This is a genomic window from Streptomyces sp. NPDC042201 (assembly GCF_055582185.1).
Genome location: NZ_JBVJDS010000004.1, coordinates 468,829 through 490,927, shown reverse-complemented (window position 1 = coordinate 490,927; position 22,099 = coordinate 468,829). Strand labels below are relative to the sequence as shown.

Here is a 22,099-nt window from a genome sequence, read left to right as displayed (position 1 = left end):
ATGGCCACCGAGCCCACCCTGCAGAACGTCTCGTTCCCGAGCGCCGGGACCACCGCCTACGGCTATCTCGCCGTACCGCCCGCCGGACACGGCCCCGGCATCATCGTCATCCAGGAATGGTGGGGCCTGACCGCCCACATCAAGGACATCACCGACCGCTTCGCGCGGGCGGGCTTTGTCGCGCTCGCGCCGGACCTCTACGGCGGTCAGGTCGCCCATGACTCCGACGAGGCGCTGCGCATGATGGCCGAACTGCCCACCGAGCGGGGCGTCGACCTGCTCTCGGGCGCGGTCGGCTACCTCCTCGCGCGACCCGAGACGGACGGCGACACGGTCGGCGCCGTCGGCTTCTGCATGGGCGGCGGATTCGTCCTCGGCCTCGCGGCCAAGGACCAGCGGGTCTCCGCGGCTGTCCCGTTCTACGGCGTCCTCCGGGACGGAGTGCCCGACTTCTCACGGCTCAAGGCGGAGATCCTCGGCCACTACGGCGAGCAGGACCACACCGTGCCGCCGGAGTCCCTCGAAGAACTCAGGTCCACGATCGAGTCCCGGTCCGGCATCGTCCCGACGTTCCATCTCTACCCGGGGGCGGGCCACGCCTTCTTCAACGACGGCCGCCCCGAGACGTACCACGCGCGATCCGCCGCGCAGGCGTGGGAGCGCACGCTCGACTTCCTGCGCACCCAGCTCGCCCCCGCCGACCCGGCATAGGCCCGGTCAGCGGCGACGGCCCCGCGCCGCCCAGCCGGCCCCGATGCCTGCCACATGGAGCGCCAGCAGGGCCAGTCCGAGAAGCATCAGGCTGGTCGGGGCGAAAAGGGCGTCGACCGATGTCTCGGTGGCGTTGATGATGAACGCGATGGCGAAGAGTACTGCTGCGGCGAAGCCCAACATCTGTCCACTCCCGGTGCTCGATGGCCGGCCACCGCTGACCGCGGTGGCCGTGCCGTAGCCGCCGGGTGCCCCCTCCTGCCCCGATCAGTCGTGCGCGACGTCACCGGTTCGAGGGGGTCAGGCGAGCGCCGCGCCCTGCCACAGCAGCAGTGCGACATCGGCGCCCGCGACGAGGATCGCCGCCAGGAACGGCACCCTCGGGCGGTGACGGCCCATCAGTGATCCGCCGACCGCCGCGACCAGTGCCACGGCGGCGACGACCGCGCCGGCCGTGCTCGGCCGGCCGAGCACGAGCAGGACCGTCGCCCCCACCAGCGGGACGGGCAGCAGCAGCCGCACCGCGGCCGGTCCCAGCCGCTGCGGGCCGCCCCGTACCCCCGCGGCCAGATCGGACGCGATGTCCGGCAGCACATTGCCCAGATGCGCGCCGACCCCCACCAGCGCCGCGGCGGTGACGATCCACCAGGCGGGCCGGGGCTGCCCCGGCAGGCCGAGCGTGACGAAGGCGGGCAGGGACGCGAACCCGATCGCGTACGGCAGCCAGGACAGCACCGTCGCCTTGAGCCAGAAGTTGTACGTCCACGCCGCGGCCACGCCCACCAGATGGACCGCGCCGGCGAGCATCCCGTACGCGAGGGACAGCGGCACGCACAGGGCCAGCGCGACCACGGCGGCCATCCCCACCGCCCTGGCGTCCACGGCCCCGCCCACCACGGGCTTGGCGTCGCGTCCGGCCGCGGCGTCGCGCGCCGCGTCGACGGCGTCGTTGCTCCAGCCGACCGACAACTGCCCCGTCAGTACGGCGGCGGTCGCCAGCACACAGCCGGAGCCGTCCTGCCCGGCGGCCACCGCGAGACCGGCGACCAGCAGCGTCACCGCGACCGTCGGGACCGGGTGACACGCCCCGAACAGGGCGGCGACCCGGCGCAGCCGTCCTCCGGGCGCCCGGCCCGTGGTCCCTGCCCGTTCGATCGCGTCCACGCGGCCATCGTAGGCGGCGGCCCGGCACCGGCCCGGTGTGTCGCGGCCGCGCCCGTCCGGGTGACGAACAGGGCGGCGCGGCGGCGCGCTACAGCGGCCGGTGCGGGGCCGTACAGGCGACTTCGTGTGTGGCCGGGTGGTGCGGGGGCAGGAATTGCACGTCAATCGCCCCCGACCTCGGACCGCAGATGACACGTATCGCAGCCGTCCACGGAGCCCTGGCTCCGTATCAGTACCCCCAACAGGACATCACGGACATGGTCGCCAGGACGTGTCTGCCCGAGGGGGCCGACCGACGGGTCCTCGACCGGCTGCACCGCGGCGCGCGGGTGACCACGCGTCACACGGCCCTGCCGCTCGACCAGTACGGCGAGCTCAAGGACTTCGGCGCGGTCAACGACGCCTTCATCGCCGCGGCCGTACCGCTCGGCGCCGAGACCGTCGGTGCAGCGCTGGACATGGCGGGCCTCTCCCCGCGCGATGTCGATCTGCTGATGTTCACCTCGGTGACCGGCATCGCCGCACCGTCCGTGGACGCGCGCCTGGTGGGACGGCTCGGCCTGCGACCCGACGTGAAGAGACTGCCGATCTTCGGTCTGGGCTGTGTCGCGGGAGCGGCGGGAATCGCCCGGATGCACGACTATCTGCTGGGACGGCCCGACGACGTGGCCGTCCTTCTCTCGGTCGAGCTGTGCTCGCTCACCTTCCAGCGCGACGACGTCTCCGCGGCGAATCTCGTCGCCACCGCGCTCTTCGGTGACGGCGCGGGGGCCGTGGTCGCCTGCGGCGCCCGGCGCGGGGCTGACGGACCCGTCGTCATCGACACCCGCAGCCATCTCTACCCGGACACCGAGCAGGTGATGGGGTGGGACATCACCGGATCCGGCTTCCGGATCGTCCTGGACGCGAGCGTTCCGGACGTCGTACGCAAGAACCTCGGCGCGGACGTCGACGGATTTCTCGCCGATCACGGCCTCACCCGCGAGGACATCACCGCGTGGGTGTGCCATCCCGGCGGGCCGAAGGTCCTCGAAGCCGTCGAGGAGGTCCTCGAACTGCCCGACGGAGCCCTCGATGTCACCTGGCGGTCGCTGGCCGCCGTGGGGAACCTGTCGTCCTCCTCCGTCCTGCACGTCCTGCGTGACACCCTGGCCGAGCGCCGGCCACCGGCCGGTACCGCGGGACTGCTGCTCGCCATGGGGCCCGGCTTCTGCTCCGAGCTCGTGCTGGTCCGCTGGTAGGGAGGGACGGGGAGACATGATCTGGTACACCGTGCTGGTGCTGGCCGTCGGTGCGGAGCGCGTCGCCGAACTGGTCGTCGCCCGCCGCAATGCGCGCTGGAGCCTGGAGCGCGGCGCCGTCGAGCGCGGGCAGGGGCATTATCCGGCGATGGTCGTCCTGCACACCGGGCTGCTCCTGGGCTGCCTCGCGGAGGTCTGGGCGGCCGGCTGGCCCTTCGACCCGGCGCTGGGCTGGACGATGTTCGGCGTCGTCGTCGCCGCGCAGGCGCTGCGCTGGTGGTGCATCAGCACGCTGGGCCCGCGCTGGAACACCCGGGTGCTGGTCGTGCCCGGACTTCCGCTGGTGACGGGCGGTCCGTACCGGCTGCTGCGGCACCCCAACTACGTGGCGGTGGTGGCCGAGGGCCTCGCGCTGCCTCTCGTACACGGCGCCTGGCTGACCGCGCTCGCGTTCACCGTGCTCAACGCGGCGCTGCTGACCGTCCGGATACGGTGCGAGAACCGCGTGCTCGCCCCGGGGTTCGCCCTGGGCGGCGACGAGACGGACACCGTGGGCGCCCGCCCGTGATCGACCTGCTGGTCGTGGGCGGCGGGCCCGCCGGTCTCGCCACCGCGGTCCACGCGACGCTGGCCGGCCTCGAAGCGGTGGTGATCGAACCGCGTACCACCCCGGTGGACAAGGCCTGCGGCGAGGGGGTGATGCCCAGCGGCGTACGCGCGCTGTCCGCCCTCGGCCTCGACCTCCCGCGCGGCCACGCGCTGCGCGGTATCCGCTATGTGCGCGGACCGCACCGCGCCGAGGCCCCGTTCGACGACGGCCCTGGGCTCGGGGTGCGGCGTACGGAACTGCACGCGGCCCTGGCGCGGCGCGCCGACGAGACCGGCGTCAAGATCGTGACCGGCCGGGTCACCGAGGTGGAGCAGAGCGCGGACTCGGTGACGGCGGGAGGGCTGCGGGCGCGCTGGCTGGTGGCCGCGGACGGGCTGCACTCGCCCGTACGGCACCGGCTCGGCCTGGATCTGCCCGACCGCCGGCCCCGGCGTTACGGCCAGCGGCGGCACTACCGCATGAAGCCGTGGACGGACTTCGTGGAGGTGCACTGGTCGTCGGCCGGCGAGGCGTATGTGACGCCCGTGGCCGACGACCTGGTGGGGGTGGCGGTGCTGAGCACGGCGAAGCGCGGTTACGACGACCATCTGGCCGGCTTCCCGGAGCTGCTCGCCCTGCTGGCAGGACCGCCCGCGAACGCCGTGCGGGGCGCAGGGCCCCTGCGGCAGCGGGTGCGGCGCCGCAGCGCGGGGCGGGTGCTGCTCGTGGGCGACGCGGCGGGCTATGTCGACGCGCTCACCGGCGAGGGCATCGCACTGGCGCTGGCGTCGGCGGAGGCGGCCGTACGGTGCCTGCGCGCCGGCCGTCCGCAGGACTACGAGGGCCTGTGGCGCGCGCTGTCCCGGCGCCACCGGCTCCTGACGGAAGGGCTGCTGCGGGTCAGTGGCCACGCGGCGGGAGCCCGCCTGATCGTCCCGGCGGCGGCCCGGATGCCGTCGGTCTTCGCGGCGGCGGTACGCGCCCTGCAGTGACGGGCCGTACCGGTCCAGGTGGCCACCGGACTGCCGCGCCCGGCCTCTCCCCGGCCGATCAGGGGGACAGGCCGGCCGCCGAGTCCGTCGCCGGCGGGGTCATCGCCCGCGCCGTCCGCGGCAGGACCCGCGCGATGTAGTCCTCGATCGTCGCCTCCAGGCCGACATCACGCCCCGCGCTCTCCGAGAGATACCAGCGGTGCTCCAGCACCTCGTGGTAGATCTCCGCCGCGTCCATCTCGCCGCGCAGCTCCAGCGGTACGGCCCGCACGGTCGGCCGGAACACATCACGGACCCAGCGGTGCGCCAGCACCTCGGGCCTGGCCCCCAGCGGATCGCCGGGAGCGTAGTCCTCCTCGCCGGCCATCCAGCTCTCCAGGTCGTTGAGCAGGCGCCGCGCCTGGTTCTCCTCGGCGTCCAGACCGGTCAGCCGCAGCAGCTGGCGCTGGTGGTGGCCCGCGTCCACCACCTTCGGCAGGAACGTGACCGTGTCACCCACCGGGGAGCGCTCGATCTGCATCTCCGCCACATCGAAGCCCAGATCGTTCAGGCGGCGGATCCGCCGGTCGATGTAGTGCCGTTTGCCCACCGGGTACACCGACTCGCGCGTCAGCTCGTGCCAGAGGTCCTCGTACCGCTGGACGATCGCCGCGCCGAACGGCACCGGGTCGACGGACGGATGCAGCGCGCCCGACGCCTCCAGGTCCATCAGCTCCCCGGCGATGTTCACCCGGGCCAGCTCGATGTCGTAGTCGCGCTGGCCGCGGCTCAGGTTCTGCTGGATCTGTCCCGTCTCGGCGTCCACCAGGTAGGCGGCGTACGCCCCGGCGTCCCGCCGGAAGAGAGCGTTGGACAGCGAGCAGTCGCCCCACGCGAAACCGGCGAGATGGAGCCGCACCAGCAGCACGGCCAGCGCGTCCATGAGCCGCTTGACGGTGCTGGGGCGCATCGTCGACTCGAACATCGAGCGGTACGGCAAGGACCCCTTGAGGTGACGCGTGATCAGCGCCGACTCCAGTGGCGCGCCGTCCGCGTCCACGCGCCCGGTCACCACCGCCACCGGATCCACGGCGGGAATGCCGAGACGGTGCAGATCGCGCAGCAGGCCGAACTCGCGCACCGCGGCCCGCTCGGCTATCTCCTTGACCGCCACCACCTCGGACCCGGTGGACGCGAACCGCACCACATGGCGGGAGATACCGCGCGGGAGCGCGACGAGACACTCCTCGGGCCACTGGTCGAGCGGGGCGTTCCAGGGCAGGTCCAGCAGCACGGCCGGCTGCTCCGGATTGGTCGCGCTGATCTGCAGCGCCATCGTGCCTCCCACGGCGGTCGTCGGGCGGGGACCGGACCCGGAACCGCCCAGACCAGTGTGCAGGGTGGCGGGAGTGCCACCGGGGGCCGGGGGAGGCGCGCGGTGACCACGTTCGGCCCCCCTCCGCGCCCCGCAGGGGTGCACAAGCGTTTACCCTGGGGTGAACGCTTGTGCACCCCCGCAGTCCCGCCCCCGCCGGCACCCCGGCGTCCCACCCCTGTCGGCGTCCCGCCCCTGTCGTCCCACCCCGTACGGAGAGACATGTCCGGAGCGATATCCGAGCCCGCCGAGGCCCCGCACCCCCGTTTCCTCGTCGCCGTCCTGGCGTTCTGCGGTGTCGTCGTGGCCGTCATGCAGACGCTCGTCGTCCCCCTCCTGCCGCATATCCCCGCCCTCACCGGAGCCACCCCCACCGCCGCCAGCTGGCTTGTCACCATCACGCTGCTCACCGGAGCCATCTGCACCCCCGTGCTCGGGCGGGCCGGCGACATGTACGGCAAACGCAGGGTGCTCTTCGCCTCGCTCGGGGTGCTGGTCGCCGGCTCCGTGCTGTGCGCCGTCAGCTCCCACATCGGCGTGCTCATCGCCGGACGCGCCCTCCAGGGCGCCGCGCTCGCCGTCGTACCGCTGGGCATCAGCATCATGCGGGACGAGCTGCCGCCCGAGCGCGTGCTGCCCTCGATCGCGCTGATGAGCTCGACGCTGGGCATCGGCGCGGCCGTCGGGCTGCCCGTCGCCGCGCTGGTCGTCGAGCACTTCGACTGGCACACCATGTTCTGGGCCTCGGCCGGGCTCGGTCTGCTCGACATCGTGCTCGTCCTGCTCTGCGTCCCCGAGTCGCCGCTGCGTACCCGCGGCCGCTTTGACGTCCTCGGTGCGCTCGGCCTCTCCGCGGCGCTGGTCAGTCTGCTGCTGGCGGTCACCCAGGGCGGCGACTGGGGCTGGACGTCCGCGCGTACCCTCGGACTTCTCGTTCTCGCCGTGGTGATCGCACTGGTCTGGGGCCGCTACGAGCTGCGCGTCACCACCCCGATGGTCGATCTGCGGGTGTCCGCGCGGCCCGCGGTGCTGCTGACGAACATCGCCGCCCTGCTCATCGGCTTCGCCTTCTACGCCAACTCCCTGACCACCGCGCAGATGGTGCAGGAACCCACGAGCACCGGCTACGGCCTCGGTGCGTCCATCGTCGTCAGCGGACTGTGCCTGCTGCCCGGCGGACTCTCGATGGTCGCGCTGTCGCCGGTGTCCGCCAGGATCTCCGCCACGTACGGACCCAAGACCGCCCTGGCGCTCGCCTCGGCCATCCTGGCCGTCGGCTATGTGGTGCGCTTCTTCACCAGCCACCAGCTCTGGACCATCATCCTCGGCGCCACGATCGTCGCCGCGGGCACCGCCATCGCCTACTCCGCGCTGCCGGCACTGGTGATGCGCGGGGTGCCGGTCAGTGAGACCGGCGCGGCCAACGGTCTCAACACCCTGATGCGGTCGGTCGGACAGGCATTCTGCAGCGCGGCCGTCGCCGCCGTCCTCACCCAGGTCACCTTCCAGGCCGGCGGACGTACGGCGCCCACCCTCCACGCCTATCTGCTGGTCTTCCTCATCGCGGCGGGCGCGGCGCTCCTCGCGCTGGCCGTCACGCTGTGTCTGCCGGCTCAGCGGTCCCGGAAGACCGGTACCGTCGGGCGGGATCTGACGACGTCGCTCGCCCAGGAGGGCGCATGAACGGGCAGGCAACTGACGGGATCGCCGGCCCGGGGGCCGGCGCCGACACGGGTACGGGGCGCGACGCGATCCTGCGCGCCGCGCGGCGCGCGTTCGCCTTCCGCCCCTATGCCGAGGTGACCATGCGGGGCATCGCCGCCGACGCGGGCGTGAGCGCCTCGCTCATCGTCAAGCACTTCGGTACCAAGGAAGAGCTGTTCAACACCGTCGCCGACTTCGGCCCCGCGTCCGATCAGCTCTTCGCCGCGCCCCTCGACACCCTCGGCCGGCATCTGGTGCTCACCGTGGTGCGCAGCCGCCGCGAGCAGCAGGGGGATCCGCTGCTGCGCGTCGTCTTCTCCCTGGGCAACGACGACGAACGCACCCTGCTGCGCGAACGTTTCCATGAGCAGGTCACCCAACGACTGGCCGCGCAGCTGCCCGGCCGGGAGCGCACCTTGCGGGCAGAGCTGATCGCCGGCCAGCTCCTCGGGCTCGGCGCCACCCTCAGCCTGCACCGCGCGGGCGCCGGCGCGGCGGCCACGCCGGAGCATCTGGCCGACCTGTACGCTCCCGCGCTCCAGCGCCTGGTCACCGGCTGACGGCCGGCCGGGGTCAGCGGGTCAGCAGCAACTCGGTGTTGCGGTCCGCCGACTTGCCCGCCGGGGCGGTGGTGGAGCCCGGCGCGTTGTGCGACAACTCCCGGTAGAGCGCGGCGAGACCGGTCTGCGAGAGATCCCGGAAATCGGTGCGGTGCGGTGCGGCGGACTCGAGCAGCGTGGTGAACAGGGACAGGGTGCCGTCCCCGTTGTCGGTGATCTCGATGACCCGGGCGAGCTGCGGGAAGTCGATGTGCGAAGCGGTGGAGATTTCCCAGAAACCGCCGTGCGGGAGGATCGAGTTGCGGTGGCTGTGCCCGTTCACCCAGGCCAGCACATTGCGGTGCTGCTCGAGCAGCGCGACGACCTCGTCACCGTTGTGCCGGGCCTCGCCGGGGTGGGCCGGGTCGGGGTGGGTGTTGGTCATCGTCCAGCTGTTGTGGTGGCTGAAGACGACGACGTATCCGTCCCGGAGTTCCTTGAGCGTCCGCTTCAGCCAGTTCAGCTGGGCCGTGCCGAGCGAGCCGGTGAAGTGCCCGGCGCGGTCGGTGGTGTCGAGGCTGATGCCGGTGATGTTCTCCCCCATGGGGAAGGTGTAGTAGAGCGTGTCGCTGTCGAGATTGGCGGACGTGTAGCCATGGCCGGCCGGACCGGCTCCGGCACGGGCCGGGTCGAGGTGCGCGGTCAGATACTCGCGCGGGCCGAACGGCGCCCGGCCGGGGTCGGGGGTGATCGAGCGCATCGAGCGCTTCGAGTGGCGCAGCAGCTCGACCAGCTCGGTGCCGGCGGGACTGCTGCCCTTCGACAGGATCTTCAGCAGCTTCTTGGCCTCGGCGTCGGGGACGCCGTACAACTTCCGCGCCCCGACGGCGAATTCCGCGAGGAATCCGGACCGGTCCGCGAGGGCGCCACTGGCCAGGCTGTCGTGGTTGCCGACCGTCGAGTACCACGGGATCCGCAGCCCCGGGCTGTTCACGGAGCTGATCGCGGCGGCCAGGAATCCGTCGATCCGGGGGTAGCCGAGCTGCTTGTCGGTGTCGCGGCGGGCGTCCTCCGGGTGCCAGAACAGCCGCTCGCCGGAGTTCTGCACGCCCTCGTACTGCCGGTGGTCGCCGGTGTTGGGGGTGATGCGGCCACCGCTCATCACGGTGAGGAACCAGTCCAGTTCCGCGCGGGAGTTGTTGTCGGTGTTGTCGCCGGTCGTCACGGCGAAGGAGAGCGGAGCCCCGGTCGCGGGCCCCGCCGTCAGGGCGTTGATCTGCTCGATCAGCGCCACCGCGCCCGGCACGGTGAGGGCCTCCTGCGGACGCCACCCCGAGAGCTGCTGCGAGCGCAGATACTCGGTGCGCACCGGGTGCTGGACATCCACCAGATGCAGATCCGTGAGCTGGACGAAGGAGCTGAGTACGGTACGCCGGTCGGCGCGCCCGACCCGGGGGGCCGCGAGCCGTTCCCGTACGACCCTGCGCCAGCCGGGGCCGTCACCGAGCCGCCGGAAGGCCGCCGAGGTGTCGCGCGGCGCGGCGACCGACTCCAGCGTCGTACGGGCGGGCACGGCGCGGGTGGGCGTGGGGGAGGCCGAGGTACGGGGGCCCGGCGCCGCGGGCGCGGCGGTCCTCCCGGGAGCGGCGGCGGCCTGTCCGGAACCGCCGCCCGCGCCGAGCACCAGCCCGATTCCGGCCGAAACGCCGACCGCTCCGGTCGCGGTGAGGAAGGAACGGCGATCGACAGCGGTGACTGCGGAGCGTATGCGTGTCATGGTCCGGTCTCCCGAGTGCGAGCGCATCAGCGAGCGCGCCTGGGGACGGCCCCCTGGCTGCACTTCGATGGTCGGCACCGGGCGTGGCCTGCGCGTGAACGACGTTCCAACGGCCAACACCGATCACCACACAGGGATCACTCGCGACGGCCAACCGTCGCCGGACCCTCGTCCGCGCGACCGGAGGTGGTCACTCACCGTTCACCCTCGCGGGAAGACGCCCCACCCGTCCCACGCGTCCGTCCACCGGCGCGCTTGCCCGTCCCGATACATGGCCGATGACCTTGCGCCACATGGTCCGGGGTTTTGTTAGATGTGTTGACGAATTGCGGACGGTGCGCCAGCATCGCAGCGACTTTCCGCAGAGCTGACCGCCTCTGCCAAGGCCAGTACAGGGAGAGCGACGCATGTCGACCCGTACCGCACCGCTGTCCGTCCACAACCCCGGAACAGGCGAACGTCTCGGTGAGGTCGAGGACTTCACCTCCGACCGCATAGCCGGCGCCCTCGCCGCCGCCGCACACGGGCAGCGCGCCATGGCCGCGCTGCCCGCCCATGAACGCGCCCACCTGCTGTTACGCGTGGCCGACGTGATCGAGGCCGAGAGCGATGGCCTGGCCCGGCTGCTCGCGGCCGAGAACGGCAAGCCCCTCTTCCAGACGGTCGAGGAGGTCAAGGCCGCCGTACGGATCTTCCGCGGGTTCGCCGGCGAGGCGACCCGGCTGTTCGGCCGGCAGATCCCGCTCGGCGCCGTGCCGGGCCTGGAGCGCCACCTCGCCGTCACCGTCCGGGAGCCGCTGGGCCCGGTCGCCGCGCTGGTGCCCTTCAACTACCCGGTCGAGCTGTACGCCCACAAGGCCGCCGCCGCGCTCGCCGCGGGCAACGCCGTCCTGGTCCACCCGCCCGCGCGCTGCCCGCTCGCCCTGGTGCGGATCGGTGAACTCGTCGCGCGGGCCGGACTCCCGGACGGCGCCCACCAGTTGCTCACCGGCGGCGTGCACATCTCCCAGGAGCTCGCCACCCGCCCCGGCGCCGCCGCCGTCAGTCTCACCGGCAGCACCCTCGCCGGACGCGAGATCGCCCGCCGCGCCGCCGACACCCTGAAGAAGGTCCACCTCGAACTCGGCGGCAACGACGCGCTGATCGTCTGCGACGACGCCGATGTGGAGGAGGCCGCCAACGCCGTCGTCCTCGGCCGGCTCGCGCGCGGCAACGGCCAGATCTGCTGCGCGGTGAAGCGGGTGTACGTCCAGGACGGCGTGCACGACGCCTTTGTGGACGCCCTGCTGGCGGGCGCCGCCAAGCTCACCGTCGGCGACCAGCTGGCCGACGGCACCGACGTGGGTCCGCTGATCAGCGAGGAGGCGGCCGAGCGCGTGGAGGCGGCGGTCGCCGCCCTGGTCGCCGACGGCGCGCGCAAGGCGGCCGGGGGAGCGCGGCGCGGCGCCTTCAGCGACCCCGCCGTCCTCGTCGACGTACCGGCGGACAGCCCTGCGCTCGCCGAGGAGATCTTCGGCCCGGTCGCGCCCGTCGCCCGGTTCAGCGATCCGCTGGACGCCGTACGGATGGCCAACGCGTCCCCGTACGGGCTACAGGCGGCCGTCTTCACCCGCGACATCCAGCGCGCCTTCACCCTCGCGGGTCGCCTCGATGTCGGCGGTGTGATCATCAACGGCTCCACCGCCCTGCGCGCCGAGAACCTGCCTTTCGGCGGGCCGAAGGACACCGGCGGTTCCGCCGAGGGCCTGCACGACACGGCCCTGGAGTTCACCCGGCAGAAGACCATCGTGGTGATGGAGGCGTTCGGGTGAGCAGCGCAACCCGGACCGACCGCACGGCCCGCACGGCCCTGGAGATACGCGGGGTGCGTAAGGCGTACGGCTCCACCGAGGTACTGCACGGCGTGGATCTGACCGGCCGGGCCGGAGAGGTGCTCGCCGTGGTCGGCGCCAACGGGGCGGGCAAGTCCACGCTGATCAAGATCCTGGCCGGCGCCGAGCACATGAGCGCCGGGGAGCTGAGGATCGACGGTGAGCGCGTCGAGCTGCGCTCCCCGCACGACGCCCATGTCCATGGCATCCGTACCGTCCACCAGGAACTGACCCTCGTACCCGAGCTGTCGGTCACCGAGAACCTCCTCATGGGCCACTTCCCACGGCGGTTCGGCGGCCTCATCGACTGGCGGGCCGCCCATGCCCGCGCCCGCGACCTGCTGGAATCCATCGGGTACGGCGCCATCGACCCGCGGACGAAGGCGGGCCGGCTCACCGTGGCCCGGCAGCAGATGGCCGAGATCGCCAAGGCGCTGGTGACCGAGGGCGGCGAGCCGAGGGTCCTGGTCCTCGACGAGCCCTCTGCGGTGCTCGCCGGGAGCGATCTGGAGGCGCTGTTCGCGCTCATCCGCAGGCTCCAGGAGCGCGGGGTGCTCATCGTGTACGTCTCGCACCGCCTCGCCGAGGTCACGGAACTGGCCACCTCCATCGTGGTGATCAAGGACGGTCGGGTGGTCGCCGAGACCACGCCCGAGCGCACCGACGAGAACGAACTCATCCGGCTGATGGCGGGCAGGCGGCCGGGACAGCTCTACCCCGACCGCCGCCAGGACCCCGGTGAGCCGCTGCTCACCGTCGAGGGGCTGGACCGCCCCGGGGAGTTCAGGGACGTCTCCTTCACCCTGCGGGCCGGGGAGATCACCGGCCTGTTCGGACTGGTCGGCTCGGGCCGCAGCGAGCTGGCGCGCTGTGTCTTCGGCGCCGAGCCCGCGCGCTCGGGAAGCGTCAGAACGGCCGGCGGCGACGCCGAGCGCTTCCGCACCCCGCGCGAGGCCATCGCCGCCGGACTCGCTCTGGTCACCGAGGACCGCAAGCGCACCGGACTGGTGCTCGGGCTGACCACCGCGGAGAACATCGGCCTCACCACGCTCCGTACCACCACCCGTGGCCCCCTGCTGGACGCGGGCCGGCGCCGCCGTGATGTCACCGCGATGGCCGAGCAGTTGGACATCCGCCCCGCGCACGCGGCGAAGCTTCCCGTACGCGCCCTCAGCGGCGGCAACCAGCAGAAGGCCGTGCTCGCCAAGTGGCTGCTCACCGGACCGCGCGTGCTGCTCCTGGACGAGCCCACCCGGGGGGTGGACATGGCCACCCGCGCCGAGATCTACCGGATGCTCGACGAACTCGCCCGCGGCGGCCTGGCCGTGCTGCTCATCTCCTCCGACCTCACCGAGGTACTGGGCGCCACCGACCGGGTGCTGGTGATGCACGAGGGCCGGATCGCCGCCGACCTCCCCTCGGACCGTACGACCGAGGACACCGTCCTCGCCCACGCGATCGGACACGCCGCATGACCGACCCGCTCACCAAAGCCGGGACCACTGAGCCCGGGACCACTGAGCCCGGAACCACTGAGCCCGCAACGACTGAGCCCGGATCCGCCGCGACCGGTCCCGCCGAGACCGCTCCCGCCGCCCGGCGGCTGCCCCGGCTGACCGTGGCCGGCCGTGATCTCACCCTGGAGGCCGGGCTCGCCGCGCTGCTCATCGCCTTCATAGTGATCGCCGGATCGACCACGGATGCCTTCCTCACCGAAGGCAACATCACCAATCTGCTCAAACAGATGGTCACCACGGGTCTGCTGGCCTTCGGGATGCTCACCGTGATCCTCACCGGCGGCATCGACCTCTCCGTCGGCTCGGTGGTCGCCTTCTCCGGCATCGTGGCCGCCGGCCTGTCCGCGGGGCTGCCCGTGCCGCTCGCCATGCTGATCGGCCTGGCGTCCGGGGTGGGGTTCGGCCTGGTCAACGGGGCGCTGGTGGCCCGCTTCCAGCTGGCGCCGTTCGTGGTGACCCTGGCCGCGCTCACCACCATCCGGGGGCTGGCCTTCGTCTACTCCGAGACCCCCGTCGCGCCCGAGAAGGAAGGCTTCTTCGAACTCGGCTCCGCGGTGCTCGGCCCGCTGCCCGTCTCCACCCTGATCATGCTGGCGGTCTTCCTGGCCGGCGGGATCTTCCTCAGCCGCACCCCGGCGGGACGGTCGCTGGTGGCGATCGGCGGCAGCGCGGAGACCGTGCGGCTGGCCGGTATCGGGGTCCGCCGCCATATCGTGCTCGCCTATGCGATCAGCGGCGCCTGCGCGGGTCTCGCGGGCGTCATCCTCGCCAGCCGGGTCGGTATCGCCCAGCCCAGTGTCGGCACCGCCTTCGAACTCGACGCCATCGCGGCCTGTGTGATCGGCGGGGCCAGTCTGGCGGGCGGCAAGGGGTCGGTACGGGCCACCTTCGCCGGCGTTCTCGTACTCGCCCTGATCAACAACCTGCTGAACCTGTACGACGTACAGAGCTTCTGGCAGCAGGTGCTCAAGGGCCTGATCATCATCGCCGTCATCCTCGTCCAGCGCACCGGCCGGTTCCGTACGGCCATCGGCGCGTCGAACCCCGGAAAGGTCAAGTTGTCATGATCATGAAAAGAGCATCCGGTGTGCTGGTGACCGGAGCCCTCGCCGCGGCCCTGGCCGGCTGCTCCTCCGACGGCGGCAGCGGTGGCGGAGGTGCGGGAGACGGCTCGTACACCGTCGGCATCGCCAACTTCACTCTCAGCGGGCCCTACTTCAACGGCATGGACCGGGCCATCAAGGCACGGGCGAAGGAGAAGGGCGTCGAGACCGTCAGCACGGACGCGGGCGGCGACGCCGCCAAGCTCGCCTCCAATGTCGAGGACCTGCTCAGCAAGGACGTCGACGCCGTGATCATCTCCGGCGGCCCGCTGGAGTCCGCGCCCGCGGTCCTCAACTCCCTCAAGGCGGCCGGCAAGCCGGCGGTGCTGGTCGACCGCAAGTTCCGCACGGGCACGTACAGCAGCTGGATCGGCCCCGACAACGAGGCGATCGGCAAGCAGAACGGCGAGTACCTGGTGGAGCGGCTGCCCCAGGGCGGGACGGTCGCGCTGGTCAAGGGCGGCCCCGCCGACAACAGCATCGGCCAGGCCCGTACGAACGGGGTGAAGGCGGCCCTGGAGAACGCCCCCGGCATCACGCTCGTCGAGGCCCCCGACTTCGGCAACTGGAGCTCCGACGGCGGACTGAACGTGATGGAGAGCCTGCTCGCCTCCCACGCCGACATCGACGCCGTCTTCTGCGAGAACGACGCCATGTGCCTGGGCGCCCAGCGCGCGATCAAGGACGCGGGCCGCGACGACAAGATCGTGCTGGCGGGCGTCGACGGGCAGGCCGAAGCGCTCAAGGCCATCCTCGACGGAACCAATTACCTGGTCACCGGCCTGAACGACGCCGATGTGATCGGCAGCCTCGGGCTGGACAGGACCGTGGACATCCTCGACGGCAAGAAGACCGAGAAGGACACGGTCGTCCCCTCACCACGTGTCACCAAGGAGAACGCGGAGAAGTACTACGACCCGAAGGGCATCTTCTGATGAACCGCACCCCCACGGGCCGCACCCATGTGCGGCCGCGGAGAAATCACCACTACGCGCTGGCGGGCCTCGTCTGCGGCGCACTCGTCCTGCCGCTGACCCTCGGCACGGCGTCCGCCGCCCCGGACACGGAGGCCGCCGGGCAGAGCGCCGGGCAGCCGGCGAAGGACAAGAACCCGAAGGCGGACTGGCGGCTACTGCACTCCGAGGACTTCTCCAGGACGCTCGACCCGGGCCACGCCGCCTGGACTCGGGAGACGTATAACCAGCCGTTCGACACGATCATGGACGACAACGGGAAGTGGTACCGCAACGACTACGGGAGCGCCTGGGACACGGCGTTCGACTCCTTCGCCACCTACCGCAAAGAGTTCAAGGTCGGCGACGGCGGCTGGCTCACCGCCTCGCTGTCCGCGCGCGACTGGAACAAGGACGGCCAGATCGAGAAGCCGCCGTCCATCACCAATGGCACGGCGGGCGGCAAGACCGTCGCCCAGCTGAAGGTTCCCGACCACACCGGCGGCGCCATCTTCCGCCCCACCGGGCAGCTCCCCGACCAGTACCGCATCGAATACCGCCTCAAGACCATCGACTTCGGCGGCAAGCGCAACGGCACGATCGACTACGACAACCGGACCAACGGCTACAGCAAGGACGGCTGCAAGACGCAGCACCCGTGGGGCGAGGGCTCCAACAGCCCGGGATGGGAGGGTGACGCGGCGGCGCCGTACTGCGAATGGCAGGACGTACGCGAGGGCAACTACGGCTACAACGGCTTCCACTACCTGTCGATCGTCGACTTCGCGAACCCCGCCCCGCGCAACAACCACTTCTGGCACTACCGCCGCAAGGTGCTGATGGACTCCTTCGCCCAGCACCCCGACCGGGTCGGCACCGGTACGGGCGGCCGGGTCTGCAACTCCAACGGCAACACGTACTACGACTACAAGGACAGCAGCTTCAACACCGTCAACATGTGGATCAGCGGACTGCCGAACTGGACGCCGGGCAAGGGCGGCCTGGCGGGCAACTCCCAGTGGTTCATGACCAGTTGCTCCGGCGGGGTCGCCGAGCAGCAGCTGTCCTCGGCGGCGGAGCTGCAACCGGAGCTGATGCCGAACCAGGACTACGTCTTCGCCATCGAGCGCGATGCCACCGGCTACACGCTGGAGGCCAGCGGCAACTTCGCCCGCGCCGGCCAGAAGACGCTGCGCTTCCACCGGAACTTCGTCGTCAACAACCAGCCGATCTGGCACTACAACGTCAAGCCGGGCGAGTACGACGGCCGCTTCAACAACACCCTCGTACAGAACGACAACAACGGCAGCTCGACCTGGCCCGACCAGTGGCCGGCGGGCTCCGCGTACCCGGACTCCTTCGTGATCGGAGACCTGTACACCAATGTGTACGAGGGGAGCGCGAGCCTGACGGACATCAAGCTGTTCGTGCCCGCGACCAAGAAGTAGCGCGACAGGTCGCATAGGTCGCGGGGACGGGGGAAGGCGCACCTTCGACCCGAGCTCGCGGCCTTCCCCTCAGCCGCCCGAGCTCCCCGGCCCCACCGGCACACCCCCCTCCGCCGGTGGGGCCGCCTTCGTTCAGCCGGCGGTGATCGCGGCCAGGATCACGCACGGCCAGGATCACGCACGGCCAGGATCACGTACGAACAGGATCACGTACGAACAGGATCACGTACGAACAGGATCAGGCACGACCGGGATCACGCCCTACCAGGATTACGACAGGGTGATCACGACCGGGCCTCCGCCGGGGTCAGCCCGGTCTATCCAGTCGGCTGCGGCGTACAGCGGTCGGTTCGGTACGGCTCCGCGGCGTAGTGGCTGCCGGTGCAGTAGCCGTCCGTCCTGGCTGACGACCAGGACCGATGACCGGCCGGCCGGGCGTGCCGTACGCAGCGTGAACCGGCCCAGGGGTGGGCGCGGGCCGCGCGGGTCGATGCGGTTCGGCGCGACCCATCGCAGGGGCGCGTCGACCTCTACCGGTACCTGGCCGCCCGGCCACCCCCCGTCCGCCAGATAGCGCAGCACCGGCCCCGCGACGAGCCGGCCCTCCCTGGCGGCGGTGCCCGCGGGCTCGACGGCGTGCAGCAGGTTGCCGACCGCGAAGACCCCGGTCGCGGCCGTACGGAACGCGGTGTCGACCGCCGGGCCCCGGGTGCCCCGGTCGAGGGCGATTCCGCCCAGCCTGACCAGTTCGTGGTCGGGGATCCAGTCACCGGTGAACACGACCGTGTCGCAGGGGAGGGTCGTCGTCCTGCCGTCGCCGCGGCGGAGCGCGACACCGGAGAGCCGGCCACGGCCGAGCAGTCCGGTCACGGTCGTCCCGGTGAGCAGCGGGATCCGATGCCGCAGCCGGGCGCCGGCCCCCGATGCCCAGGACGACTGGTGGCGCGGCTGGTCGGTGACCATCGCGACGACCTCGACGCCCGCGCCGCGCAGGGTGCGTGCCGCGGAGTAGCTGACGGGTTCCGCGCCGACCACGACGGCCCGCAGGCCGACCCGCTGATGGTGCAGATGGACGGCCTGCTGCAGCTCGCCGGTGGTGAACACCCCGGCCGGCCGGGTTCCCGGCACCAGCCGTGCGGCGCGCGGGCGTTCGCGGGCGCCGGTGGCGAGCACGACCGCCCCGGCCGTGAGGCGTTCCAGCCCGTCCGGGCTCGTGGTGTCCACGGCGAGCGGGCCCGGGACACCCGGCCCCGGGTGTCCCGGTGCGAACGGGCCCCGCGCAGCGGCCCCCCACGCCCCGGGACGGCCGGGGCCACGGGTGGGCGGGTCCGCCCAGCCGGTGACGGAGACACCGGTGCGCACGGCCGCGCCCGCTCCGGTCGCCAGATCGCACCAGTGCCGGGCGTACGCCGGGCCGCTCATGGGGCGCCGCAGGTCACGCAGCCCGAAACCGGAGTGGTAGCAGTGGCGTGGAATGCCCCCGGCCTGCTCCTCGCGCTCGACGACCTCGACCGTCCCCGCGCCCGCGGCGGCCAGCCGGGCGGCCGCCGCCAGACCGGCCGGGCCCGCGCCGATCACCAGCACATCGACCGTACGCTCGCGCCGGTCGGGATCCGGGACGGACAGTCCGTCCCGGTTCGTCGTCGCGCTCATGGTCCGACCTCCGGCCGCAGGGGTGGGTCGCCGCCGTCGGGCGCGAACAGGGCGCGCACGGCGGGGCCGCAGTAGAAGCCCTGGCACCGGCCGCCCCGCGCGCGGGTACGCCGCCGCAGTCCTTCGAGTGAGGCGGGCGGCACGGTACTGGCGAGGGCATCGCGGATCTCCCCTCGGGAGACCCGTTCACAATGGCAGACGATCCTGCCGTACTCCGGGTCGGCGGCGATCAGATCGGCGCGTTCGTAGGGGCGCGGGAACGCCTCGCCGAGGTTCGGCATCCGTACGGGTTCGAGGTCACCCGGCGCCCCCAGCTCCTGGCCCGCGTCGGCCAGCAGCTCCACGACATGGGCGGCGATGGCCATCGACGCGGTCAGCCCCGTCGAGCGGATGCCGCCCACCGTGACGTACCGCTGGCCGGTATGAGCGCGAATCCGGTAGTCGTCGTCCTCGGTGGCGGCGCGCAGCCCGGCGTAGACGGCGGTGACCTCCTCGTCGAGCAGCTCCGGCATGATCCGTCGGCCCTTTTCCCGAAGGAAGGCCAGCCCCCGCGCGGAGGAGCCGGTGGCCGTTCTGTCGTCCAGGTCCTCGGCGGTCGGGCCGAGCATCACATTGCCGTACACCGTCGGTGCCACCAGCACCCCCTTGCCGACCGCGGTGGGCACCGGCAGCAGAATGTGCCGGACCAGCTCGCGGGCGAGCTTGTCGAAGACCATGAGCTGACCGCGCCGGGGCGTCACGGTGAAGTCGGCGTGGCCGAGCCACCGGTCGATCTCGTCGGCGTACAGACCGGCGGCGTTGATGAGCGTGTGCGTGCGCAACGGTCCACGTACGGTGGTGAGGTGATGGGGAGAGCCGCTCACGGCCTTCTCCACCCGGCAGTTGAGATGCAGATCGGCGCCGCCCCTGACGGCCTGTGTGGCGTAGGCGAGCGTCGTCGTCCATGGGCAGATGACGCTCTCGCCGGGCACCTCGAGCGCGCCGAGCGCGCCGGGACCGAGGCGCGGCTCGCGGGAGTACAGCTCGTCCGCGCCGATGATCCGCGTCTCGTGGTAGCCATTGCGCTCGGCCTTCTCCACCAGCTTGGGCAGCGCGGCCAGTTGCTGGTCGTCCCAGGCCACGAGCAGCGCGCCGAGCGGCTCGACCGGGATACCGGTCTCCTCGGCGTAGTCGGCCAGCCGCCGCTGTCCCTCGCGCACGAGCCGGGACTCCAGCGACCCCGGCACGGCGTCGAAACCGGTGTGCAGAATCGCCGTGTTGGCCTTCGACGTACCGTCGCCGACATCGTCCGACGCCTCGGCCACCGCGATACGCAGCGGATACCGGGTCAGTTCGCGGGCGATGGCCGTACCGACCACCCCCGCGCCGATGACGACGACGTCGTACACCTCGTCCGGCAGATCTCCCGCGGTCGTGACAGTCATCGTGCTCCAGGCTCAGCGTGGATCGGCGGGCGGGGGAGTACGGTCGAGCAGCGCGGCCACCGCCGAGCGGAAGACGCCGAGACGGTCGGCCGCCTCGGCCGCGCCGATCCGCGGTTCATAGACCGCGGCGGGCTTCCACTCCGGGATCACCTGCCGCAGCGTCAGCTCGGGATCGAGTCCCAGCCGCGCGAGGGCGCCCACCCCCAGCGCCGTGACATCGGGCAACGCCGAGACTTCCACCGGGCGTTGCAGCAGATCGGCCTGGGTCTGCATCAGCAGCGCGGACCGGGTGAGACCCCCGTCGACCCGCAGGCTCGTCAGCGGCGTACCGAGATCGGCGGCCACCGCGTCGGCCAGCTCCACGACCTGGGCGGCGATGCCCTCGCACAGCGCGCGCACCAGATGCCCGGCGCCGGTGTCCAGCCCGAGACCGGTCACCGAGCCGCGCAGGTCGCCGCGCCACCACGGCGCGGCGAGTCCGGCGAGCGCCGGTACGAACGTGACCCCGCCGCTGTCGGGTACGGACGAGCCGACCGGATCGAGATCGGCGGCCCCGGAGATCACCCCGAGATCGGTGAGCCAGCGCACGGCGGAAGCGGCCGTGTAGACCTGTCCGTCGAGGCAGTAGCTGGTACGTCCGCCGAGCCGCCAGGCGACACAGCTGACCAGGCCCGTCGTCCCCCGGCGCGGCCGGTCGCCGGTCTGCGCCAGGAGGAACGCGCCAGTGCCGTAGGTGCACTTGGCGGTGCCCGGTTCGGTCACGTTCTGCGCGAGCAGTGCGGCCTGCTGGTCGACGAGCAGCCCGGTCAGCGGGATCTCGTCGCCGAAGGCGGTGGTGGTGCCGACCGGTCCTGCGGCGTCGACGATACGGGGCAGTGCCTCGTCGGACAGCCCGAAGAGGTCCAGGGCCGCGGGTGACCAGTCGACCCGGTCGAGGTCGAGCAGCTGGGTACGTCCCGCGGTCGCGGCGTCCGTGACGAACGCGCCGGTCAACTGGTGGATCAGCCAGGAGTCGCTGGTCGTGACGGCGCCCTCGCGGGTCAGCCGGCGCCGGATCCAGGCCATCTTGGGCGCGGCGAAGTACGGGTCGAGGGGCAGCCCGGTCATCTGCGTCAACTGCTCTTGGTACGGGGCGAGTTCGGCGCAGATCGACTCGGCGCGCCGGTCCTGCCAGACGATCGCGTCGGTGAGCGGTGCGCCGGTGTCCGGATCCCAGGCGAGCACGGTCTCGCCCTGGTTGGCCAGTCCGACGGCCGCGACCGGTTCCGCCGCGTCGGCGAGGGCCTGGCGTCCGGCGTCGAGCACGGAGGACAGCAGGACGGCCGGATCGACCTCCACGAGTCCGCCGGAGCCGTACCGGGGAGGCGCCGGGGCGGATCCCGTGCCGATCACCCCGCGTTCGGGGCAGATGACCAGTGCTTTGGTGGACGAGGTGCCCTGATCGATGGCGAGTACCGGCCGGGCGGCTGAGCCTCCGGAGGCGCTGTGCGCGTGCTGGGCTGGCGGCATGTCCCGTTCTTCGGTCGCAGGTACGTGCTTCGGTCGCAGGTACGTGAGGGGGTACGTGATCGCTGTGCGAAAGCGTGATGCAGGTCAGAGCGGGCGTCAAGGGTGCTCTGGGCCGTCCGTGACCGGAAGCGGCACGGCCCGTCCCGGCGGCCCGGACCCGGCCCGTTGAAGCGGGCCCGGGAGGTGCCCAACCCCCGTTGATCAACAGAGAGTTGCGAAAGATCAGCAAAGTGTTCGAGTGCCGACACTCCGAGCCCTACACTGATCGCCGAACAGCGCCAGGGCGTCCTCGACCGGTTCGCCCTTGCCTGCGGGCACGACAGGTCCGTGTCTTCGTACGACGACGCCGGACCGCTTCACCCCCCACCGTTCCAGAGGATCCATGACCACCACATTTCCACCCGGGCGCCTCTTCGGCCGTGCCCGGTCATGTACGGCCCGCGGGGCGCACACCCCGGACCGCGGGAGTGCGCGAGACGCCCGCGTCCCTGGGCCGCCAGGGACAGGGACGGGGGCCCTGTGCTAGGGCGTGTTGCGAAAGTAGCGCCGT

18 protein-coding genes are annotated in these 22,099 nt (G+C 72.0%); 11 read left to right on the top strand and 7 right to left on the bottom strand.

The genetic code is table 11. The annotated features are described in order from the left end of the window. A complete protein-coding gene (locus ACZ6MZ_RS12555; protein WP_469351514.1) occupies nucleotides 1-711 on the top strand; it encodes a dienelactone hydrolase family protein in 711 nt (236 codons plus the stop codon). A gap of 6 nt (nucleotides 712-717) precedes the next feature. On the opposite strand, the gene ACZ6MZ_RS12550 is transcribed toward ACZ6MZ_RS12555, so the two are convergent. After that, complete coding sequence (locus tag ACZ6MZ_RS12550; RefSeq protein WP_384192922.1) at nucleotides 718-894, bottom strand: hypothetical protein; 177 nt, start codon at nucleotides 892-894, stop codon at nucleotides 718-720. Nucleotides 895-1,011: 117 nt separating this feature from the next. After that, complete coding sequence (locus ACZ6MZ_RS12545) at nucleotides 1,012-1,875, bottom strand: UbiA family prenyltransferase (RefSeq protein WP_469351511.1); 864 nt, start codon at nucleotides 1,873-1,875, stop codon at nucleotides 1,012-1,014. 188 nt (nucleotides 1,876-2,063) lie between these two features. On the opposite strand from ACZ6MZ_RS12545, the gene ACZ6MZ_RS12540 reads away from it, so the two are divergent. From ACZ6MZ_RS12540 to ACZ6MZ_RS12530, 3 genes are read left to right on the top strand one after another with little or no spacing between them, the layout of a single operon-like run. Then, nucleotides 2,064-3,116: a type III polyketide synthase gene (locus ACZ6MZ_RS12540; RefSeq protein WP_469351509.1), complete on the top strand. Its 1,053-nt coding sequence runs from the start codon at nucleotides 2,064-2,066 to the stop codon at nucleotides 3,114-3,116. 16 nt (nucleotides 3,117-3,132) lie between these two features. Beyond that, nucleotides 3,133-3,684, top strand: a complete 552-nt coding sequence (locus tag ACZ6MZ_RS12535) for an isoprenylcysteine carboxyl methyltransferase family protein (RefSeq protein ID WP_469351507.1) — start codon at nucleotides 3,133-3,135, stop codon at nucleotides 3,682-3,684. Next, complete coding sequence (locus tag ACZ6MZ_RS12530; RefSeq protein ID WP_469351505.1) at nucleotides 3,681-4,697, top strand: NAD(P)/FAD-dependent oxidoreductase; 1,017 nt, start codon at nucleotides 3,681-3,683, stop codon at nucleotides 4,695-4,697. The genes ACZ6MZ_RS12535 and ACZ6MZ_RS12530 overlap by 4 nt, the downstream gene beginning before the upstream one ends. Nucleotides 4,698-4,755: 58 nt before the next feature. Here ACZ6MZ_RS12530 and ACZ6MZ_RS12525 read toward each other — a convergent pair whose 3' ends face one another. Next, nucleotides 4,756-6,012, bottom strand: coding sequence for a DUF4032 domain-containing protein (locus ACZ6MZ_RS12525; RefSeq protein ID WP_469351504.1), 1,257 nt, complete (start codon nucleotides 6,010-6,012; stop codon nucleotides 4,756-4,758). Between the two features lie 261 nt (nucleotides 6,013-6,273). Here ACZ6MZ_RS12525 and ACZ6MZ_RS12520 point away from each other — a divergent pair, with 261 nt between their 5' ends. Together ACZ6MZ_RS12520 and ACZ6MZ_RS12515 are read left to right on the top strand one after the other, a co-directional pair. Further along, nucleotides 6,274-7,734: an MFS transporter gene (locus ACZ6MZ_RS12520; RefSeq protein ID WP_469351502.1), complete on the top strand. Its 1,461-nt coding sequence runs from the start codon at nucleotides 6,274-6,276 to the stop codon at nucleotides 7,732-7,734. Next, on the top strand, nucleotides 7,731-8,315 hold the full coding sequence (locus ACZ6MZ_RS12515; protein ID WP_469351500.1) for a TetR/AcrR family transcriptional regulator: 585 nt from the start codon (nucleotides 7,731-7,733) through the stop codon (nucleotides 8,313-8,315). Before ACZ6MZ_RS12520 ends, ACZ6MZ_RS12515 begins: the two co-directional genes overlap by 4 nt. A 13-nt stretch (nucleotides 8,316-8,328) precedes the next feature. Here the strand turns inward: ACZ6MZ_RS12515 and ACZ6MZ_RS12510 are convergent, their stop codons facing one another. Then, a complete protein-coding gene (locus ACZ6MZ_RS12510) occupies nucleotides 8,329-10,071 on the bottom strand; it encodes a TIGR03767 family metallophosphoesterase (RefSeq protein ID WP_469351498.1) in 1,743 nt (580 codons plus the stop codon). A 407-nt stretch (nucleotides 10,072-10,478) separates the two neighbouring features. Here ACZ6MZ_RS12510 and ACZ6MZ_RS12505 point away from each other — a divergent pair, with 407 nt between their 5' ends. The 5 genes from ACZ6MZ_RS12505 to ACZ6MZ_RS12485 are packed head-to-tail and all read left to right on the top strand — an operon-like array spanning nucleotide 10,479 to nucleotide 16,963. Further along, nucleotides 10,479-11,882: an aldehyde dehydrogenase family protein gene (locus ACZ6MZ_RS12505; protein ID WP_389792794.1), complete on the top strand. Its 1,404-nt coding sequence runs from the start codon at nucleotides 10,479-10,481 to the stop codon at nucleotides 11,880-11,882. After that, on the top strand, nucleotides 11,879-13,417 hold the full coding sequence (locus ACZ6MZ_RS12500) for a sugar ABC transporter ATP-binding protein (RefSeq protein WP_469351496.1): 1,539 nt from the start codon (nucleotides 11,879-11,881) through the stop codon (nucleotides 13,415-13,417). The genes ACZ6MZ_RS12505 and ACZ6MZ_RS12500 overlap by 4 nt, the downstream gene beginning before the upstream one ends. Then, nucleotides 13,414-14,526 carry an ABC transporter permease gene (locus ACZ6MZ_RS12495; protein ID WP_469351494.1) on the top strand — a complete coding sequence of 371 codons (1,113 nt, stop codon included), beginning with the start codon at nucleotides 13,414-13,416 and terminating at the stop codon, nucleotides 14,524-14,526. The genes ACZ6MZ_RS12500 and ACZ6MZ_RS12495 overlap by 4 nt, the downstream gene beginning before the upstream one ends. Then, nucleotides 14,523-15,497, top strand: a complete 975-nt coding sequence (locus tag ACZ6MZ_RS12490) for a substrate-binding domain-containing protein (protein ID WP_469351492.1) — start codon at nucleotides 14,523-14,525, stop codon at nucleotides 15,495-15,497. The genes ACZ6MZ_RS12495 and ACZ6MZ_RS12490 overlap by 4 nt, the downstream gene beginning before the upstream one ends. After that, on the top strand, nucleotides 15,497-16,963 hold the full coding sequence (locus ACZ6MZ_RS12485; RefSeq protein ID WP_469351490.1) for a mucin-5B: 1,467 nt from the start codon (nucleotides 15,497-15,499) through the stop codon (nucleotides 16,961-16,963). The genes ACZ6MZ_RS12490 and ACZ6MZ_RS12485 overlap by 1 nt, the downstream gene beginning before the upstream one ends. Before the next feature lie 270 nt (nucleotides 16,964-17,233). On the opposite strand, the gene ACZ6MZ_RS12480 is transcribed toward ACZ6MZ_RS12485, so the two are convergent. The 3 genes from ACZ6MZ_RS12480 to ACZ6MZ_RS12470 are packed head-to-tail and all read right to left on the bottom strand — an operon-like array spanning nucleotide 17,234 to nucleotide 21,549. Continuing rightward, nucleotides 17,234-18,616 (bottom strand): NAD(P)/FAD-dependent oxidoreductase, encoded by a 1,383-nt coding sequence (locus ACZ6MZ_RS12480; protein WP_469351489.1) that lies wholly within the window; start codon nucleotides 18,614-18,616, stop codon nucleotides 17,234-17,236. Continuing rightward, nucleotides 18,613-20,040, bottom strand: coding sequence for an FAD-dependent oxidoreductase (locus ACZ6MZ_RS12475; protein ID WP_469351487.1), 1,428 nt, complete (start codon nucleotides 20,038-20,040; stop codon nucleotides 18,613-18,615). Before ACZ6MZ_RS12475 ends, ACZ6MZ_RS12480 begins: the two co-directional genes overlap by 4 nt. A gap of 12 nt (nucleotides 20,041-20,052) precedes the next feature. Then, a complete protein-coding gene (locus tag ACZ6MZ_RS12470) occupies nucleotides 20,053-21,549 on the bottom strand; it encodes an FGGY family carbohydrate kinase (RefSeq protein ID WP_469351485.1) in 1,497 nt (498 codons plus the stop codon). Nucleotides 21,550-22,099: the final 550 nt, after the last annotated feature.

Coding starts and splice junctions, on each gene's coding strand:
- ACZ6MZ_RS12495 (WP_469351494.1), top strand. CDS start 13,414: ATGACCGACCCGCTCACCAAAGCCGGGACCACTGAGCCCGGGACCACT.
- ACZ6MZ_RS12535 (WP_469351507.1), top strand. CDS start 3,133: ATGATCTGGTACACCGTGCTGGTGCTGGCCGTCGGTGCGGAGCGCGTC.
- ACZ6MZ_RS12505 (WP_389792794.1), top strand. CDS start 10,479: ATGTCGACCCGTACCGCACCGCTGTCCGTCCACAACCCCGGAACAGGC.
- ACZ6MZ_RS12485 (WP_469351490.1), top strand. CDS start 15,497: ATGAACCGCACCCCCACGGGCCGCACCCATGTGCGGCCGCGGAGAAAT.
- ACZ6MZ_RS12525 (WP_469351504.1), bottom strand. CDS start 6,012: ATGGCGCTGCAGATCAGCGCGACCAATCCGGAGCAGCCGGCCGTGCTG.
- ACZ6MZ_RS12490 (WP_469351492.1), top strand. CDS start 14,523: ATGATCATGAAAAGAGCATCCGGTGTGCTGGTGACCGGAGCCCTCGCC.
- ACZ6MZ_RS12515 (WP_469351500.1), top strand. CDS start 7,731: ATGAACGGGCAGGCAACTGACGGGATCGCCGGCCCGGGGGCCGGCGCC.
- ACZ6MZ_RS12540 (WP_469351509.1), top strand. CDS start 2,064: ATGACACGTATCGCAGCCGTCCACGGAGCCCTGGCTCCGTATCAGTAC.
- ACZ6MZ_RS12550 (WP_384192922.1), bottom strand. CDS start 894: ATGTTGGGCTTCGCCGCAGCAGTACTCTTCGCCATCGCGTTCATCATC.
- ACZ6MZ_RS12475 (WP_469351487.1), bottom strand. CDS start 20,040: ATGACTGTCACGACCGCGGGAGATCTGCCGGACGAGGTGTACGACGTC.
- ACZ6MZ_RS12510 (WP_469351498.1), bottom strand. CDS start 10,071: ATGACACGCATACGCTCCGCAGTCACCGCTGTCGATCGCCGTTCCTTC.
- ACZ6MZ_RS12470 (WP_469351485.1), bottom strand. CDS start 21,549: ATGCCGCCAGCCCAGCACGCGCACAGCGCCTCCGGAGGCTCAGCCGCC.
- ACZ6MZ_RS12555 (WP_469351514.1), top strand. CDS start 1: ATGGCCACCGAGCCCACCCTGCAGAACGTCTCGTTCCCGAGCGCCGGG.
- ACZ6MZ_RS12520 (WP_469351502.1), top strand. CDS start 6,274: ATGTCCGGAGCGATATCCGAGCCCGCCGAGGCCCCGCACCCCCGTTTC.
- ACZ6MZ_RS12480 (WP_469351489.1), bottom strand. CDS start 18,616: ATGAGCGCGACGACGAACCGGGACGGACTGTCCGTCCCGGATCCCGAC.